Source organism: Microcystis sp. M079S1 (assembly GCF_020246425.1).
Lineage (GTDB): Bacteria > Cyanobacteriota > Cyanobacteriia > Cyanobacteriales > Microcystaceae > Microcystis > Microcystis aeruginosa.
The window spans coordinates 34,383-55,493 of sequence record NZ_JADBSZ010000200.1; the positions used below are offsets into that span (position 1 = coordinate 34,383).

The following is a 21,111-nucleotide window of genomic DNA, read 5'->3' on the forward strand; positions in this document are numbered from 1 at the left end:
GCTACTATCAGTGAATATAAACAAAAGTTTAACCCCACAGAGTTAAGCTTACTCATGTTCACCTACTTAGCCTACCACATCTTATGGCTTTTGAAACATTATTTTTAAAATTTAACCTCCATATTGATCAAGCTCCGTTAATTTTTGATTAAGTAATCTTGCCAGTTCGTCTTCACTGAGGCTGTCATAGGGATTATGATTGTCAGTAATTGGATTTATTTTAATCTCAAAATCGAGATGATTGGCTAGAATTTGTTCCCTTAAGTAGGTACTTAAGCTGAGAAGATTAGGATAATCGAAAATGATCGAAGATGGCAATTTACACCCTAAATCTCTTTCTAAGCGATTTTTAAATTCTATGACCATTAGAGAGTTTAACCCTAGGTCTAAGAATGATGTTTGTTGAGGAATAACTTTGTTCCCATTTAACCCTGTCACTTCTCTTAATATTTTCTCCAGTCCTTCTACTAAAGCGTTTATTCGTTCGTCTATAGAGACAGATTTTAATCGTTCTAATAGTTTTGCTGGACTTGTTTGTTTTTGATTTTTTAGGGTTAATACCTCGCTAAAGAAGGGTTGATTAATATTGAAAGTTTGATTAAAAATCGACCAATTAATATCGAGAACTATCCCTTGCGTAATATCATCTAAAATTATCTGGTTGAGATATTGAAACGCTTGCTCAGAAGGCATCATCTGCAAACCCCAATTAGCGAAACGTTGTTGATCAATTTGGTTGCTCGTCTCCCAAGCTCCCCAATTAATACTAATACCAGGTAATCCTAAACTTTGCCGTTGCTGCATTAGAGCATCCATGAAAGCATTAGCCGCCGCATAATTACTTTGACCCGGTGAACCAAGGATGACAGCCGCAGAAGAAAAGCTTACGAAAAAGTCTAAAGATAGAGAGCGAGTATAACGATCTAATAATAAAGTTCCTGCTACTTTTGGACTCATTACCTTTTGATATTTTTGCCAACTTTGATTACTGATAAGCCCATCTTCTAAGACCGCTGCTGCATGAATTATTCCTCGTAAGACGGGTAAGTCTTCCCCAAAACGAGAGAATAAATTTTTCATATCTGTGGGGGAAGTAATATCAGCTTCAATCAAGGTTACTTTTGTTCCTTTCTCTACTAATGGGGCTATCAATTCTGTTGAAGATTTAACATGGCGACTACACAAAACTAGGTGACTTGCTCCCATTTCTGATAACCATTGAGCCACTAATCCGCCGAGTTTTCCTCCCCCTCCCGTAATTAAATAAGCCCCTGACTGATTAATAAACTGTCGTTTTTCTGAGGTAGGAAGAGATGCAGAAACTAACCTGGCTGCGTAGCGGTTTCCTTGACGTAAAGCCAAACGGAATTCATGGGGGAAACACTTTAATTCATTGAATAAAAGTGCAGCTTCATTAGCTTCTTTATGGATTGGTAAATCTAAACAAACACAACCCATTTTAGGATACTCTTGATTAATGACTGCTCCTAATCCCCATAAATGGGACTGTTGAGGAGATAAAGCCGTATCATTGATAATCTTATTAGCCCCGCGAGTAATCAGCCATAAATGGGGTAATTTCTCCCAGTTATTAGTGAGGGTTTGCACTAAATTTAAGACGGCATGAGAACTCTGATATACTGTATCTAGCACGTCTTCAGCTTCTGAAGATTCCCAACAAAAAACAACGCCAGTCGGAAATTCTCCAGATGGATAAGCTTCTTGATAGAGACGCTGAAAATCAGATTTCTGAGCCGGATTGATCACAAAATAATCTTGAGAATAACATTGATAATTTTGCCCCATTTCTACAGTAATTACTTTTTCTCCTGCCTTTTTGTATAAATTAATTAGGGAATTTAAGTCTGTTTCTGGACGAACCAAGACTAACCAAGAATTTTGAGGATCGACGGCAACAGTTGGCATTGAAGAAAGTTTTTTCCATTCCACTTTATAAAAGCAATTATTTGACTTTTCTTGCCATAAACTCTGTAAAATAGCTGGATTTATGCGCCGTGCTGTTAAGTCAGTAAAGCGAGCGCAAAGCTGTCCTTGTTCATCATAAATATTAACATTTACTCTCATTTCACCATTAGTATCTGAGATGACCTGAACTTCCGTCCAAACTTGCGAAGTTGGATTTAGGAATATTTCCAAGGAAGAGAATCCATAAGGTAGATGCAATTCTTGACCATGAATTTCGGGGAAAGCTGCCCCAATACTCTGTAAGCAAGCATCCAAAAGAACTGGATGAAAATAATAACGCCGATCCGCTAAACTAGGGTTAATACTAATTTTAGCTTGAGAGCCTTTTTTGAAAGAATATAACTCTTGAATCGCTTGGAACTGCTCCCCATACCTGATACCCATCTGCTGATAAAGCTCATAGAATTCACGAATAGAAATCGATGCATTAGGGTTTTCTCTTTCTAATTTAGTTGGGTTTAATTCTGAGGCAGCCAAGCTTTGTATATCCTTAGGTTTGACTTCACCTGTAACATGAAGAAGCCATTGTTCTTGTGCAGAATCACTGCTAAATATCTCAAAAGTATAAATCAGTTGAGATGATTTTTTAGGTTTAAAAATTATTTGGATTATTGAGGGAGTTGGAGATAAGAGTAATCCCTGATGGATAGAGACATTTTCAAGGGTGACAAAATGCCCATTAAATATTTTCTGACTTGCGGCTAAAATAGCTTCAATAAAACCGGTAGCTGGAAATACAATGTTCTCAAATACCTTGTGTTCTTCTAAATAACTAGGGTTAAGAGAACTCACCTCACCTTCAAAGATCATGTCTCCCGTTGCTAACTTTTTAAAATCTCTAATGAAAGGATGTAACTGAGTCTTGATTGACCCTAGAGAAAATTCCGAATTAGATAACCAATACCGTTCTCTTTGAAAGGGATAAGTCGGTAAAATAATCCGCTTACCTTGTTTAAATACTTTAGTCCAGTCTAGGGAATAACCATTAACAAAAAGTGTCGCTAAACTTCTATACATTTGTGCCTGTTCATCCTGCCCAGGTACAATACTAGGCAACCATAATAGGTCTTGGTTGGCAGAAATAAGGCGAGCCATACTCAGTAATACAGGCTTAGAACCGACTTCTAGAAAACAACGATAACCCTGATCAATTAAAGACTGAAATCCTTGACTAAACTGTACAGTATTACGCAGATGATCTACCCAATAATCAGGAGTTGTAATTTCTGAACCTACAGGTTTCCCTGTCAGATTACTAATAATCGTTAAGCTAGGTTCATGAAAAGAAATTGTTTTTAAGACCTGGGAAAAATCATCAAGAATGGGCTGCATTAAAGGAGAATGAAAAGCATGAGATACCGCTAAACGTTTAGTTTTATGCCCTTGATCAATAAATTCTTTTTCGAGTTGCTCAACAATCTCTTTAAATCCAGAAATGACGGTAATTGAGCCATTGGCTGAAGCAATATTAACTTGATTTTCATAAGAAGTTAGAGCGTTTGCTACCGTCTCATAATCAGCATAAATAGCGGACATACTGCCATTGTGGGGCAATTTTCCCATTAATTTACCCCGTTGAGTCACTAATTTTAAGGCATCTTCTAATGAAAAGACTCCTGCCCAACAAGCCGCCACATATTCCCCGATACTATGTCCTAAAAGGGCTGAAGGTTGTATTCCCCAAGATTGCCATAATTTGGCGAGGGCATATTCAAGGGAAAAAATCACCGGCTGAGTGATTTGGGTTTCCTCTAATAACTCACTATTTTGCTCTTGAAAGATTAAATCTAAGAGAGATTTTTCTAAAAGGGGTTCTAGAATTTGATCACAAAGATCTAATGTTTCCTTGAAAACAACTTCTCGGTTATAAAGGGTTTCTCCCATGCCGGAATATTGAGAGCCTTGTCCAGAAAAGAGGAAAGCTATCTTTTGTGGAGTCTCTGATAAAATCGGTCGGATTAATGAGTCAGAATTTTCACCATCTTGGTAATCAATTAATGCTCGTTGTGCCGTTGTTATTGAGTCTGCTAAAATACAGATTCGTTGCGGAAAAATCCCCCGCCCTGTACTGGCGGTAAAACAAACATCAGCTAAATTGATAGACTCAGTCAAAATATCTTGATAATTTCTCGCTAACTCTTGCAGCGATTTTTCAGAACGAGCCGAAAGGGGTAATAGATAAAAATTATTCTCCGAAGGTTGAGGTAAATCAGCGTCAATTTCCCCAACAATGATATGAGCATTCGTTCCACTAAATCCAAAGGAACTTACTCCAGCAATCCTTGAACGTTCGCTGATATCCCAAGGTTTTCCTTGTACAGGAACTTCAAAAATATGAGAACTCCAATCAAAGCGGGGATTAGGATTTTTAAAGTGAAGATGAGGAGGTATTTTATGGTGTTGTAACGCTAGAACGGTTTTAATTAATCCGGCAATTCCAGCAGCACCTTCTAAATGGCCTAAATTCGTTTTTACTGAACCAATAATTAAAGGCCGATTAGGGGAGCGTTGACCAAAAACGGCGGACATACTTTCTAATTCAATGGGATCACCAAGGGCTGTTCCAGTGCCGTGAGCTTCAATATAATCGATTTGTTCAGGCTTGAGATTAGCACGTTTAAGGGCTTGATGTAATAATTGTTCTTGAGCTTGACCATTAGGAACAGTTAGCCCACTACTTGGACCATCATGATTGACGGCTGTGCCATAAATTTTCGCTAAAATTTGGTCTCCATTCTTAACCGCTTGGCTCAATCTTTTCAGAACAACTATTCCACAGCCTTCTCCTCGCACCATGCCATTCGCGCTCTCATCAAAGGTTTTGCAATGTCCATCAGGGGCAAGCATATGGGCGCGACTTTCGATTAAAGAAATAATGGGAGTTAAAATAATATTAACCCCTCCGGCTAAAGCCAGATCGCACTCACCATTAAGTAAGGCATTATAAGCTAAATGAATCGCTACTAATGAGGAGGAACAAGCGGTGTCAATAGTCATTGATGGACCCTGTAAACCAAGGACATAAGAAAGACGACCCGCCGCCATACTAACAGAAGTTCCTGAACCAGTATAAGCATTAATGGCTTGAGGAGAATAACTTAATTGGGCATAATCTTGAGTCATGCAACCGATAAAAACTCCCGTCTGACTGTTGCGTAATTTTTGGGGATTTTGTCCAGCAGATTCTAAAGCTTGCCAAGTAGTTTCCAAGAGTAAACGCTGCTGAGGATCCATGGCGACAGATTCTCTAGGAATAATGCCAAAAAATTCTCCATCAAATTCCTCAATTTGTTCTAGAAATGCACCGTAAGGAGCGTATATTTTGCCGGGGACATCGGGATTAGGATCATACCATGTTTCCTGATCCCAGCGCTCTTGAGGAATTTCTGTTATAGCATCTTTTCCCTGTTCTAAAAGTTCCCAGAAAGATTGTAAATTCTTAGCACCGCCGGGGAATCGACAAGCCATGCCGACAATAACAATAGGATCATCATCGAGTTGTGATTTTTCTGGCTGTTTTTGAGAAATTTCTGATTTTATTTGAGGGGTAAATACCGGTTGACAATTATCTAGAACTTCTCGCTGTAAATAATTAGCTAAGACTTCAACATTCGGAAAACGAAAAGTAATTGTCGAAGGGAGAGAACAATTAAAGTCAGTTTGTAACAGATTTCGTAACTCTGTAGAAGTGAGAGAGTCCATCCCCAAATCAAAAAAGCCTTGTTGAGGGGAAAAAGTTTCATCATTTGAGCGTCCTAAGACAGTAGAAACACGCATAATGATATGATTAGTTAGCCAATTAGTACGCTCTTTTAAGGTTAAATTTTGCCATTGTTTTAAAAACTCAGATGAGGGGGCAGCTTGGGGTTTTCCTTGAGGCAGAAAGTTTTTATAAAAGCTTTGATGAATATAAGGAAATTGTTGCCAGTCAATCTTAATTACACCAGCGCGAATAATCTGATTTAGGAGAATTTTTTCGAGAGCATTAAGGGCTAAATCGGGTTTCATAGCCCCATATCCTTTAGCGGCTAATCTCTCCAAAACATTGCGATCTACTGCTGCACCTATTTCGCTCCAAGGACCCCAATTTATGACCGTTCCGGGTAAATGATGCGCCTGACGATAATAGATAAAAGCATCTTCAAAGGCATTAGCTGCCGCGGCATTGGCTTGTCCAGCTGAGCCAATTAAAGATACAGCAGAAGTATAACAGACAAAGAATTCTAATGGGTCATTTAGGGTGAGTTGATGAAGCAACCAAGTTCCTTTAACTTTGGGAGCTAAAACATAATTAAAGCGCTCTGGTGTTAGTCTTAATAAGGTTGTATCGTCTAAGGTTCCGGCAATGTGAAAAACGCCTCGTACAGGATATTTAGAACGGCATTCTTCTAAGACAGTGTGCAGTTTTTCAGCATCGGTAATATCAAGTTTTTTGAGGGTAATTTCTGCCCCACTAGAGGAGAGATTGGCTAATATTTCAGGGCTAATTCCTTCTGCCCCTCGACGACTACACAAAACTAGATTCCGCGCCCCTTTTTCAATCATCCATCGGGTTGTTGCTAATCCTAACCCCCCTGTGCCTCCTGTGATTAAATAATAGCCATCAGGACTAAAATTGATATTTCCATCTTCAAGTTTTCTCTGCACTAAACGGGGATAAAAACGCTGTTCCCCCCGCAAAGCAACCCGGTTTTCTTGGGGATTACTGTAGATTTCTTGCAGCAGTTTGTCGGCTGAGTTTACTTCATCTGGATCTAGGTCAATCGCCTTAAAATTAAGTTCAGGATGTTCTAAGACTAGGCTGAAGGCTATTCCTAATAAGGATGCTTGAGAGGGAGAGGTCAGGGTTTTAATGGCTTTTGCTGGTACTGCTCCTTGAGTCACTAAAATCAGAGCCGGCGGATTTTCTTGCTGCAATAAGGCTTGTAAGAAAAAGAGAAATCTTTGACAATGAATCTCGACTTGTTGATCAATTTCTCCAGGGATTTTTTCTAAGCCCCAGAAGTACAGTATTTGACGAGTTTCTGAAGTTATCGAGTTTCTCAATATTGATAGGTAATCTTCAGCCATCTCTGGGTTAATATCTTGGGAAAAGACGCAAGAACAACTTATTCCTCTCTGTTGGAATAGAGGGATTAAACCGTTAGCAATTCCTTGACTATCTGCCCAGATTATTTGATGATAGTAAGATTTTGCCGGAAGAGAAGGTAATTGCTCACTGCTTCGACTAATGATGACACTTTGTTTTAATAAATTTCGGGTTTTTGCTTGGCTTGGTTCGATAATATTAATGTCTTCAAATTGATTCTCAATCAGTAAATTTTGCCAATCTTTTGTGCTGATTAACGGATAACCATTCCGCCGCAGATCTTGACTACATAACCACCATCCTTCTGTCAAGCCAAAGGTTAAATCTACCCAACGTCTTGCCCCTGTACTTTCTAAGAGGATTAGTAGTCCCTTAGGAGCGATGAGAGAGCGCACATTTTCCAGGGTTTTTTGAAGGTTGGCTGTGGCATGAAGAACATTAGCGGCGATGATTATGTCAAAACTGCCGGGGAGAAAATCTTGAGTAAAGGGATTTTTTTCAATGTCTAAAGTTTGATATTTAATAAAGGGGTAGTTTCTAAAATTTTCCTTAGCTCTTGTTAAGAAACTAGAGGAAATATCGGTGAATACATATTCGATATGTTCTGTGGGTAAGTGAGGTAAAATGCCAGCAGTAACGGCTCCTGTTCCTCCTCCAATTTCGAGAATTCTTAGGGGATAATGGGGGGGGAAATTCTCAATAGCACGGCTGATTGTGGTGGCGACTAACTGATTCATCAATTTAGCTCCGGCAGCTTCCGAATAAATTGATGCGATCGCTTCTAAATCCCCTTGAGGAAAGAGTAATTCTAATGGCTCAACTTGACGACTCATGACTGCTGCCAAAGCAGAGCCACAACGCTCCATGAGACTAATTTCTGCTGGATAATCGGCAAATTCTTGGCGGAGAATTTTAATTTGCGATGGCGATGAAGGTGCTTCTAATTCTTTGACGAATAACCAGCCATCTTTTGTCTGATTAACGATTTTTTCTTCAGCTAAAATGCTTAAACATCGAGATAATAAAGGTCGGTAAAAATCGACAATTTGACCTTGATTTGCTATCTGTGCTTCGGAATAAGTTTGACCTGATTTTGGCTGTCCATTAAGTTTTGTTAAGGCTTCCCAAATATAGGTTACGCTTAACTTTTCTAAGGCCTCCATTAAGCGCTCATATTGCGCCAATTTTTCCCCTAGTTGTTGTTCTAACTGTGCGGGGTGAATTTGATTTTTAATCACCTGGGGAGCTACTAAAGTGTCTCTGCCATTCCCTAATAATTCCTCGCAAGGCATCCATTCTTCTAGATAGATTTGAGGGGGGATTTCTTGGGGGATAATCTCTTGAGATTGAACGGCTTTTAGTTCTAAGTTGGTGAGGGATGCTAAGGGTTGACCTTGGGGGGAATAGATATCAATATCAGCGATGATAATGTTAGGGTTAGGGGAGGAGTTTTTCAGTCGAACCGCGCTGATTACCTGCTCATCAGGAGGGTGGAAAAATGCCAATTGCCCAAGGCGAACAGGAACATAAGTTACTGAGGATTCTTCTTGAAATAAAATGGCAGCAATCCCTTGAAAACAAGCGTCTAACATAGCCGGATGAAAATGATATTTTTCCTGCTCTAACCTATCGGTTAATTTGATTTGAGCAAAAGCTGTATTTTCCCCCCGCTTCAGTTGATGAATGAGCCGAAAGTTATTCCCGTAATTTATCCCTGATTTTTGATAAGTTTCATAAAAGGAGTTGATATCGACTTCTTCGGAACAATTTTTGGCGATTTCTTCTAGATGACAATGGGTTAAATTAGTTGATTTCAATTCCTCAATTTTTCCAGTAACTAATATTTCCCAATTTGGCTCAAGTTCATGGTAAATTTTAAAGCTTTTTTGCTCAATGATTAACTGTAATGTGTCTTCCGTATCTTTTAAAATTAATGCCTTCTTAAATTCAACATTTTCTAAAATAACTTTTTGATTCTCCCCGGCAGCTAAAGCCATTTCTATCAAGGCAGATGCTGGCAATATGGCCTGATCAAAAACCTGATGTTCTCCTAAAAATGCAGGTTTATGTTTACTAATGCTCCCTCGATATTGAAGGAGAGCTAAGGGAGAAGGAAAACGATCGCCTATTAAGGGATGTCCAGAGTAATAATTAGGGTTTTTATAGCTAGAAGACTCTAATTTATTGCCAGAATTTATCCAGTAGCGTTTGCGGATAAAAGGCGAATTAGGTAAACTAATTTTTTGCCCGGGATGTGAGCGATGAAAGGCTTCCCAGTTAATATTAAATCCTCGTACATAGAGTTGACCTAGCACCCTTTGCTCATGCTGATCACTGTGACAATCTTCCCCTAAACTAGATAACCATAGAATTGAATTTACCCCTAACTTTTGACGACCTATATTAATGAGATTGGCACTGATTCCCATTTCTAGGAAGATTTGATATCCCATTTGATGCAAAGTAGAAATTCCCTGGGCGATTTCGTCGGATTTTTGCCTAATCCTTTCCCCTCTATTCACGGAATTTTTGAGAGATTTTTTCACCACTTCACCCTGATAAATTAGGGTAATATCGGGAGAGTTAGAATCGACTTCTGGGGTGCTTTTGAGCAAGGATAAAAGGTCTTCTGAGTTGGGGTTTTGTGGGCTAATTTGAGCGCGTTTCACCACCAGCTTGACGGTATCTTCAAGGGAAAAAACGCCCGCTTGTTGAGCGGCGAGATATTCCCCTAATCCAGAACCTAAAATCGCAGAAGGAGAAATTCCCCACGATTTCCAGAGTTCACAAAGAGCATATTGATAGGCAAATAATACCGGTTGTACAGACAAAGGAATCTGAGGCTCTAAGGCTTTTTTAGATGACAATAATTCCTGAAGAGAAAATTCTAAATATTTTTTAAACAGATGATCACAGTGCCTAAAAGCATCATAAAATACTGGCTCATTATTGAGCAGGTTTTCAATTATTTCTAGACTAATTTCTTGCTCGTCATGGCAGAGAAAAGCAATTTTAGGATGGCTTTGCGCTTCTCCATAAATGATGTCGAAGCTATTATTTTGAATATTTTGAAATTGCTTTTCATCCCCATCGCTCTTGAGAAAAGCCTGAATGCCTTGGCGCAGATTCTCTTGATTAGAAACTAAAAGAGCGAGACGATGTTTATGGGGAAAACGACCGGTATTTAAAGATAGGGCAATGTCCTTGACGTTGAGAGATGTTTTCTGCTCAAGATAATCCACAAATTGAGTCGTAAAAAGACGTAAACGTTCGGGTTCTTTAGCCGAAAAAGTAACGAGAATGGGGGATATTTTGGGGTTTTGGGGTTGCGGTTGAGGCGGTTCGCTTAAAATAACATGAGCGTTGGTTCCCGATGCTCCAAAAGAACTGACTCCAGCCGCTTTGAGCTTGCCATTATTAACATTCCAAGGACAATTTTGCGTGACGATACTAATCGGTAAGGCATCCCAATTAATATGAGGATTGGGTTTTTTGAGATTTAGATGAGCCGGAATTTCACGGTAGTGCAGCGATAATGCGGTTTTAATTAATCCTGAAATTCCCGCCGCCGCCGCCAGATGACCTAAATTAGTTTTGAGAGAACCGACTAATAACGGGTTGGATTTCCGACGATTGAGGCATAATGCCTCGGCTATGGCTTTAATTTCGATGGGATCTCCCAAAGATGTTCCTGTACCGTGAGCTTCAACATAATCGATCGCCTCGGCATCTAAACGAGCATCAGCTAGAGCTTCTCTGATTAATTCTCTCTGCACAGGCCCATTAGGAACGGTAAAGCCGCCACTGGCTCCATCGTTGTTGACTGCGGTCCCTCGAATCACTGCCCAAATGTGATCACCATCTTGAAGAGCGTCACTGAGTCTTTTTAAGACGATGACTCCGCAACCTTCGCCGATTCCAAACCCATCGGCACTTTCGTCAAAGGTTTTGCATTGGCCATCTGGGGCCAACATCTGATTGCGGCACAAGGCGATGACGACTTCTGGAGTTAAAACTAAGTTCACTCCTCCGACTAAAGCTTGTCTGCATTCTTGGGAACGTAAGGAACGGCAAGCGAGATGAACAGCGACTAAGGAAGAAGAACAAGCGGTATCTACTGCCAAACTCGGACCATTAAGATTTAAAAGGTAAGAAATACGCCCAGCTGCCGCATTAGTATGATTACCCGAAATATGATAGGCTCCGATGGCATTATAGTCCTCATTTGAGGTAAGAATACGGGCATAGTCATTGTTGGTAATCCCGATAAAAACCCCTGTTTTTCCCCTTCTAGCCGTCGTTGTTGCCATTCCTGCATTTTCCAAAGCTTCATAGGCTACCTCTAAAAGCAACCTTTGCTGAGGATCCATAGCGACGGCTTCCTTGGGAGCAATTCCGAAAAAATGGGCATCAAACTGGGAGACATCATCAAGAAACCCCCCCTGAGAAACATAGATTTTACCCACTTTATTCCGATCTGAATCATAAAAATCCTGCTGGTTCCAGCGCTCTTTAGGTATTTCTCTGAGGTTATTTTTACCCGCTTTGAGGAAAGACCAGAAGGATTCAGGTGTCGCAATATTATGACCGAAACGACAACCTAAACCGACGATAGCTAAGGGTTCGCTTTGTTGAGACTCGAAAGCTTTTAATTTTTCTTTAGCTTCACTAAGAGCTTTAAAAACTCTAGCTTGGATTGATTGGTCGTTTTCGGATAAGTTCTTTTTATCTTGAAAGTCCATAGTGTTAGAATCGACTTGGAAAAGAATAATTATTGCGACTGACGGGGTGACAAGCAGATGGAAAGTGAAACAGGGTGTAGAGTGTCGGGGTTAGGGTGTAGGGAAAAAGCTTGAGACTTTCGCCGAAAGATAACGAGGGGATTTGGTTTTTACCTGGTGAGTCGATTAATTTGATGGCTTACAGTATGGCTTACAGTGAGGAAATTTTCCCCGCACCTCACTTAAATTTCCACCTCGTTGTCACTTCTTCAGCTATTACGACCAGACAGCTAATCATACCTGATCGAGGTAGTAATTGTCAACAGACATCTCCAATAACCCGGTGTGGGGTTTGGCATCCTCAGATCTGATAGTCTTGCGCTAATCTATCTTTAAATGTCACACTTTCCGCACTTCTTAATATTCAATTAATAATTTTTACTAATTTATTGCTCCCACAGTAGTTTCTACAATGAAGATTTTTCGTCAAAACAGCTTGGGGAATGTAAAAATATGTAAAAGTATATGAAGATGTGCGGAATGTCGGTTAATATGCTATGATGTCGAGGCTCAGAACAATTTTGAACAAGCGACAGAAACCTCGACCTTAGCCCTAGGCGGGTTTCCTGTAGTTCGTATAGCAATAATCCCACTCGTCAGAGACGGGAATTATCGCTTTAAGGGAACTGGGAACGGGGAAAAAAGCATTGTACCCCATGACTCTGATACCGCCATAAACTACTATTTAGGGAAAAAGTTAAGTAGTCGGACATAAATTCTGTTGTCTATCTTAAGAAATGTAAATTGCCGCAATTCTTACTGACTCCTGACTTGAAAGTGGCAAGTGGGGAGAATACACAAAAGCTGTCTCCTGTCTCCTGTCTCCTGACTCCTTACCCTACAGTTAACTTTACTTTTGTCCAACTACTTAGAACAGCAATGGAAGCACATCTGGTTTCAATAGATTACCAAATTCGGCAACTTCAAGAAATAGATCCAGTAACTACTCTATTTGGTAATGTAAGTCAGAATAAAACCGGGGAGCAAGATAGCGTTATTGAAGTTATCTCTACAGATTTACAGGAAAAAATCAACAGTTTAACGGCAAACAATTCCGTTAATAAATTAGCATTTTATCTGGCTGTTGTCCAAGTTTTAATGTTTAAATATACTGCTCAAGTCGAGTTTGCCACGGCTACAGGAGCTTTGAATACAGAAAAATTAGATAGCCTGATATTTTGCCGATTCAATCAACAGAATTTTAGTTCATTTAAAGATTTACTAAGAATCATTCGTAAAGATTTACAAGAAGGATATCGCCATCAAAACTATGCTCTGGATAGTTTGGTCAAAACCTTGGCAGCAAGAGGAGGAAATCTAGAGAATATTTTTGACGTTGCTGTGATCAAAGAAGGACTGTGCGCCGACATTTCTTCGTTAAATCGGTTTCAATTAGTTTTTGCCATAGAAGCGGATGATAGTGGTGTTTCTGTCACTTTTATTAAAGATAAATTTCCCAGAGATTTTGTCGAGAGAATGCTAGGACATTACCGGAAAATCTTAGAAACAGTGACGAGTAATCCCGATATATATTTGTCAGAAATTGATATATTAACGACAAAAGAACGAGAACAATTGCTGAGAGATTGGAATGATACGGCCATTCAATATCCTGAAAAGCAATGGATTCATCAGCTATTTGAAGAGCAAGCCAAACTTTACCCTGAGAGAGTGGCGGTCATTTTTGAAAATCAAGAATTAACTTATCAAAAATTAAATGAAAAAGCCAATCAACTTGGTCATTACCTACAAAAATTAGGAGTAAAACCAGAGGAATTAGTAGGAATTTATCTAGAGCGTTCCTTAGAAATGGTAGTAGGATTATTGGCTGTTTTGAAAGCTGGAGGAGCTTACGTCCCCTTAGATCCTAATTATCCTCAAGAACGCCTAAGTTATCTATTAGAAGATACTGGGGTAAAAGTGATCATTACTGCGGAATCGCTGCGGGGATTGTTGGGGGAATACCGGGGAATTGTTGTTGCTTTGGATACAGATTGGCCAGCAATTTCTCAAGAAAGTCAGAACAATTGTGACAGTGGCGTAACGGGGGAAAATTTAGCCTATGTTATTTATACTTCGGGATCCACAGGTAAGCCTAAAGGCGTAATGAATAATCATAAGGGGATTAGGAATCGTTTGTTGTGGATGCAGGATACTTATCAGTTAACTAAGAGTGATGGCATTTTACAAAAAACCCCTTTTAGTTTTGATGTTTCAGTCTGGGAATTCTTTTGTCCCTTATTAGCCGGTGCAACCCTAGTGGTAGCTAAACCAGAAGGTCATAAAGATAGTACCTATTTAATACAATTGATCCAAAAGCAGCAAATCACTACCCTTCATTTTGTCCCCTCAATGTTGCGAGTGTTTCTGCAAGAACCAGAGCTAAAAGAATGTAGTTCTCTCAAGCGGGTTTTCTGTAGTGGGGAAGCTTTGTCATTAGAGTTAACACAACGCTTTTTTGAGCATTTTGACTGTGAACTTCACAACCTCTATGGTCCGACTGAGGCGGCGATTGATGTGACTTACTGGCCCTGTTTGCCGGAGAATCAAAAAGCTCTAGTGAGTATTGGTCAACCAATTGCCAATACTCAGATTTATATTCTTAATCCGGATTTACAACCAGTTCCTATAGGGATTGTGGGAGAATTACATATTGGTGGCATAGGTTTAGCTCGTGGATACCTCAATCGTCCCGAATTGACGGCCGAGAAATTTATCCCTAATCCTTTTGCTAAGGTCGAAGGAGAAATAGGGGGAGAAATTAGGGCAAAATTATATAAAACGGGAGATTTAGCCCGGTATTTACCCGATGGAAATATTGAATTTTTGGGGCGTATTGACCATCAAGTTAAGATTCGAGGTTTCCGGATTGAGCTTGGGGAAATTGAAACTATACTCAGTCAACATCCAGCAGTTGAGCAAGCGGTAGTCATTGCATCGGAGACAGAAACAGGGAGTAAAACACTAATTGCTTATGTTGTGGGTCAGTCTCAAGAGGGGGAACTCTTGGCGACTTCAGAAAAAGGGCAATTATTCGATGAGCAAATCGAGCAATGGCAAAGCCTCTATAACCAAATTTACAGCCAAACATCGGCAGATTCTCAAGGGATATTTAATATTGTTGGCTGGAATAGTAGTTACACGGGGGAACCTATCCCGGTTGCTCAGATGCGAGAATGGCTAGATGATAAAGTTAAGGTTATTCTCGCTCAAAAACCGAAAAAAGTTCTGGAAATAGGTTGTGGAACCGGGTTAATATTATTCCAAGTTGCTCCCCATTGTCAGCATTATTGGGGAACCGATATTTCATCAGTAGCCTTGGACTATATTCAGCGAATTAATCAAGAAGGGCCTCAGCTAGAGCAAGTCAGGCTATTGCATAGCACAGCCGATAATTTTGAGGGTTTGGAGTCAGAAGGATTCGATACAATTATCCTTAACTCGGTTGTGCAGTATTTCCCCCATATAGATTACTTATTGCGGGTTTTAGAGGGAGCTATCAAGGTACTAACTCCGGGGGGGTGTATTTTCCTTGGAGATGTGCGAAACTTGCAACTCATGGAAGCTTTTCACGCTGATGTAGAACTTTATAAGGCTAACCCTGAAGATTCGATTAGGGATTTTAAACAGCGTGTACAGAGAAAAATTGAGCAAGAAAATGAATTATTTATTGACCCAGATTTTTTTAGAGCAATTCAGTCCTATTTTCCTCAGATTACTGAAGTCGAGATTCATCTAGAGAGAGGTCAACACCACAACGAATTAACTCAATTCCGTTATAATGTTGTTCTGCGGATTGAAACGATTCTGGATTTTAGCACCGACTTTCCAGAATTAAACTGGACTGAACAGCAGCTGACTTTATCTGAGGTAAGAAATCAACTGGGGAAATCTGAGGGGTTAAGGGTGATAGGTGTCCCTAATTCTCGCTTGTTTCGACCTTTAAAAAGTGCGGAATTGTTGAGGAATTCTCAAGACTTTGGGACGACCGAGGAATTTAAAGCTATTAAATCGGACATTATACCAGAAAATGCCGTAGAACCTGAAGATTTTTCGGCTTTAGCTGAGGATTTATCCCTTTCGGTTTGGGTAACTTGGTCGGATACTCCGGACCGTTACGATGTGATTTTTGCCCCGCTGGAAAATTCCCGTAGAAATTACATCGCTTTTACCCCCACCCACACCGCAAAACCTGAATGGCAACTTTATGCAAATCACCCTTTAAGGTCTAAGTTAAACAGTAAACTGATTCCCCAACTGCGGAGTTATCTGCAAAAGCAACTCCCAGAATACATGATACCTCATGCCTTTGTGCAATTGGATGCTATTCCTCTGACAAATAGTGGAAAAATTGACCGTCGCGCCCTACCCTCTCCAAGCTATAACAGTTTAAGGAATTCGGAGAATTTTGTAGCACCTTGTACCCCTCTTGAGGAAATTTTAGCACTGATTTGGGCTGAAGTTTTGGGCATCGAAGAGGTTGGTATTCACGATAATTTTTTTGAACTTGGGGGGGATTCGATTCGGGGCATACAAGTGATCGCTAAGGCGCGACAAATGGGTTTTCATTTTTCCTTACCCCAATTATTGCAACATCAAACCATTCAAGAATTGGCCAATTGCGTTAGCTATGAAATTGATACTTTAGGGACTGAAAAAACGGAAGTTTTTAGTTTAATTTCTCAAGAAGTTCGCCTCAATTTACCGGAGGAAGTGGAGGATGCTTATCCTCTAACTGCTCTACAATTGGGGATGATATTTCATAGTGAATATCAGGGGAATCTATCGGTGTACCATGATGTGTTTACCTATCATATTCGTGCTGATTTTAGTTTTCCCGCTTTACATAGTGCTATTCAGGAGATTGTCCAGCGGCATCCAGTATTACGAACCAGTTTCGCACTCTTTGAATATCAGGAACCCCTACAATTAGTTCATCGACAAATCGATGTTCCTTTAGGATTAGATGACCTAACCCATCTATCTACTTCTGAACAAGACACGGCTATTGATGATTGGATTGAGCGGGAAAAAATCCGCACTTTTGACTGGAATATTCCTCCTTTATTTCGCTTTCATCTCCATCGCCGCAGTCAGGATAAATTTAACCTAACTTTCAGTTTTCATCACTCTATTTTAGATGGTTGGAGTGTGGCTTCGTTGCTCACAGAATTGTTACAACAGTATCTCTATCTTCTCGACAAAAAAGTTTTACCTCTTTCTCCCCCTCCGGCTCTCAGTTTTAGGGATTTTGTCGCCTTAGAAAAGAAAACTGTCCAATCGCCAGAATGCCAGAATTATTGGCAAGAAAAACTCAGAGATGTGACGCTGACTAAACTTCCTCAGTGGTCGAAATCTAATCGAGTTAATCAAGATTGGGATTGGTTAGTTCCTATATCTAGTCAGGTATCTCAGGGATTAAAACAACTCGGTAAACAAGTGGGAGTACCCCTAAAAAGTGTTTTATTGGCGGCTCATTTTCGGGTATTAAGTTTACTGAATAATCAGAGGGATATTGTTACGGGTTTAGTCTCTAATGGACGGTTAGAAGCAGCCGATGGGGAAAAGATATTAGGTTTATTTTTGAATACTTTGCCCCTACGTTTAGAGTTATCTGGAAGCACTTGGAGCGATTTAGTTAAGCAAGCTTTTGATGTTGAAAGAGAATGCTTATCTTGGCGAAGATATCCCCTCGCTGAGTTACAAAAATCAGGTCAACCTTTGTTTGATACGGCTTTTAATTTTATTCATTTCCATGTTTATCAAGGTATCATCGGGGTGAAAGATTTAGAGGTCTTAGGAGGGAAGTTTTTTAATCAAACTAATTTTACATTGTTAGCTAATTTTAGTCTTCATCCCCTTTCATCTCAAATAGAACTTACCCTTAAATATGATGGGAATTATCTAGGGGAAAAGCAGATGGAGTTAATCGGAGGATACTACGAGAAAACTCTCATCGCTATGGCAACGGAAGGGTTAGAACGTTATGAAACTTGTTGTTTACTTTCTGAGCAAGAACAACATCAATTATTAAAAGAATGGAATGATACTGAGGTTCACTATCCGGATGGGTGTATTCATCAATTGTTTGAGGAGCAAGTTAAGCGCAGTCCTGATGCGATCGCTATTATTACAGAAAATGAACAATTAACCTACCGTCAATTAAACGAAAAAGCGAATCAATTAGGGCATTATTTAGGCAAAAAAGGGGTAAAAACGGAGTCTTTGGTGGGAATTTGCCTAGAACGGACCCCTGAGATGGTTATAGGGTTATTAGCCATTCTCAAAGCAGGGGGAGCTTATGTACCTTTAGATCCAGCTTATCCAACTGAACGCCTCAATGTTATCTTAGAAGATGCTCAAGTTTCCTTGTTGCTAACACAAGCAAAATTAGTAGAGAAATTAGGGAATTATCCAGGGAATCTGGTGATATTAGAGGCAGAAGCCAGAAATATAGCCCTAGAAAGTCCCGAAAACCTCTCTTTACCCGTAAGTTCCAGTAATACCGCTTATGTGATTTATACCTCCGGTTCAACGGGGAAACCAAAAGGGGTTGTCATTGAGCATCACAGCACCACAACCTTACTCAATTGGTCAAAGGAAGTCTTTAGCAGTGAGGAATTAGCGGGGGTTTTGGGAGCTACTTCTATTTGTTTTGATTTGTCAGTATTTGAACTATTTTTGCCCTTGGCTGTGGGGGGTAAGATTATTCTGGCCCAGAATGTTCTAGATTTGCCTAGTTTAAGTGCAGCCAAAGAGGTAACATTAATTAATACCGTACCTACAGCGATCGCTCAACTGCTGGAAATTGAGGCGATACCTGAGACTGTGCAAACGGTAAACCTCGCCGGAGAAGCTTTGTCTAATCAATTGGTACAGAAGCTTTACCAGCAGGAAAACATTAAGAATGTTTATAATCTCTACGGTCCTTCAGAAGATACCACTTATTCCACTTTTAGCTTAGTGCCGAAAGGACACCATGGACAACCGAGTATCGGCCGGCCTATTGCCAATACTCAAGTTTATATTCTGGACTCTTTTAAGCAACCGGTTCCTCTAGGCACTATTGGTGATTTATATATCGGGGGTAAAGGGTTAGCTCGATGTTATCTGAATCAACCTGAATTAACCGCCGAGAAATTTATCTCCAATCCGTTTAGTAATGAACCCAATGCCAAACTCTATAAAACAGGAGATTTAGCCCGATATTTACCCGATGGAAATATTGATTTTTTGGGGCGGGGTGATAATCAGGTAAAATTGCGGGGTTTCCGCATTGAATTAGGAGAAATTGAGGCAACTCTAGGGACTTATCCCCAAGTTAAGCAAAAGGTGGTGAAGGTTTGGGAAGACTCCTATCGGAATAAGAGGTTAGTCGCTTATCTAGTAGGAGAAAATGGCCCGATAAATACTGAGGATTTGCGTCGTTTCTTGGGACAGAAATTGCCAGAGTATATGATTCCGGCTCTTTTTGTCTCCTTAGAAGCTCTCCCTCTGACTCCCAATGGAAAAATTGACCGTTCCAGTTTACCCCTCCCTGAGATACCTTGGACATCTGAGCAGGATTTTGTCCCCCCGCATACTCAGAAAGAAAAGATTTTGGCCAGTATTTGGCAAGATGTTCTCAGAATTAAACAAGTGAGTCGTTATGACCGCTTTTTTGAAGTTGGGGGCGATTCTATTCTCAGTATTCAGGTTGTCGCTCGCGCTCGTCAAGCCGGGTTGAAGATTACCCCTAAACAGATATTTGAATATCCTACTCTTGCGGAACTAGCTACAGTTGCCGATTATTCCACAGCCGAATTAGCTAAACAGGGTTTAGTGACGGGTATTGTGCCTCTCACTCCCATTCAACTGTGGTTTTTTGAGCAAAATCGCGCTGAAATGCACCACTTTAATCAGTCTGTCCTCTTAGAAGTTCCCCATCACCTGAAAGCTGATTTGTTAGCTCAATCTCTGAGAAAATTAATTGAACATCATGACGCTTTGCGGTTACGGTTTACTGTGGAGGAAGGACAATGGCAACAAGTTAATGAAGGAATGCCGGAGGAAGTACCTTTTGAAGTGATTGATTTGTCTTCTATTCCTCAATCTCAGCAAAGGGAAACTCTCTTAGCAATGGCAACAACTCAACAGGCAAGTTTAAACCTCTCTACTGGACTATTAATCAAGGCGGTACTATTGGAATTGGCACCCTATCAACCCAGTCGGTTACTGATTATTATTCATCACTTGGGGGTTGATGGTGTATCTTGGCGAATTTTGTTAGAAGATTTATTGATGACTTATCAACAGCTAGAAAGGGGGGAGAATGTAGAACTTCCACCTAAAACCATAGCCTTTCAGGATTGGGCGCTTCTCTTGAGGGATTATGGACAAGGGGAAAAAGCGAAAGAGCCATTAGACTATTGGTTAACTCAACCTTGGTTAGAGGCGAGAAATTTACCTGTAGATGACGAGGCTGGAAAACAATACAATACAGTAGCGACGGCAAATGATGTCACGGTGACTCTAGATGAAGAACAAACCCGCACCCTCTTGCAAAAAGTCCCCGCTGCCTATAACACTCAAATTAATGAGGTTTTGTTAACCGCTTTAGCAGAAACTTTGACACAATGGACAGAAAATTTGACCATATCTCTTGATTTAGAAGGACACGGACGAGAAGATTTGTTCAGTGAGGTTGACTTATCGAGGACGGTAGGTTGGTTTACCAGTCTTTTTCCGGTTATTTTGCGACTCCCCCCCGAAAATCACCCGGGTGAGCGGCTCAAATCTATTAAAGAACAGTTACGAGCTATTCCTCACAGGGGAATTGGCTATGGAATTTCGCGATATTTGAGTGATGATGCTGATATTAAGTCTCAATTAGCTGAAATTCCTGCCAGAGAAGTTTTGTTTAATTATTTAGGTCAATTTGAGCAAGGACAATTGCAAAAAGGGGATTGGAAATTAGCGGATGAGTCTAAGGGGCCTAATCACAGTCTTAAGGGACATCGTAGTCATTTATTAGAGATTACGGCCAGAGTTATCGAGGGACAGTTACAAGTAAACTGGACTTATAGCGATCTCATCTATGAACGTTCGACGGTAGAATATTTAGGGCGCAGCTATAAAGAAGCTTTGCTGAAATTGATTGAGCATTGTTTATCTCCTGATGCTGGGGGTTACACTCCCTCAGATTTTCCAGTAGCGCACTTGAATCAACAGGAATTAGACGATATTCTGGCAGAAATTGACTAATAAGGAGAATCT

General features: G+C 40.2%; 2 protein-coding genes. One reads left to right on the forward strand and one right to left on the reverse strand.

Going from position 1 to position 21,111, the window contains the following annotated elements:
• Window positions 1-111: 111 nt before the first annotated feature.
• Complete coding sequence (locus IM456_RS13200; protein WP_287692360.1) at window positions 112-11,817, reverse strand: type I polyketide synthase; 11,706 nt, start codon at window positions 11,815-11,817, stop codon at window positions 112-114.
• A gap of 918 nt (window positions 11,818-12,735) precedes the next feature.
• On the opposite strand from IM456_RS13200, the gene IM456_RS13205 reads away from it, so the two are divergent.
• Window positions 12,736-21,099 (forward strand): non-ribosomal peptide synthetase, encoded by an 8,364-nt coding sequence (locus IM456_RS13205; RefSeq protein ID WP_287692361.1) that lies wholly within the window; start codon window positions 12,736-12,738, stop codon window positions 21,097-21,099.
• The last annotated feature ends 12 nt before the right edge of the window (window positions 21,100-21,111 follow it).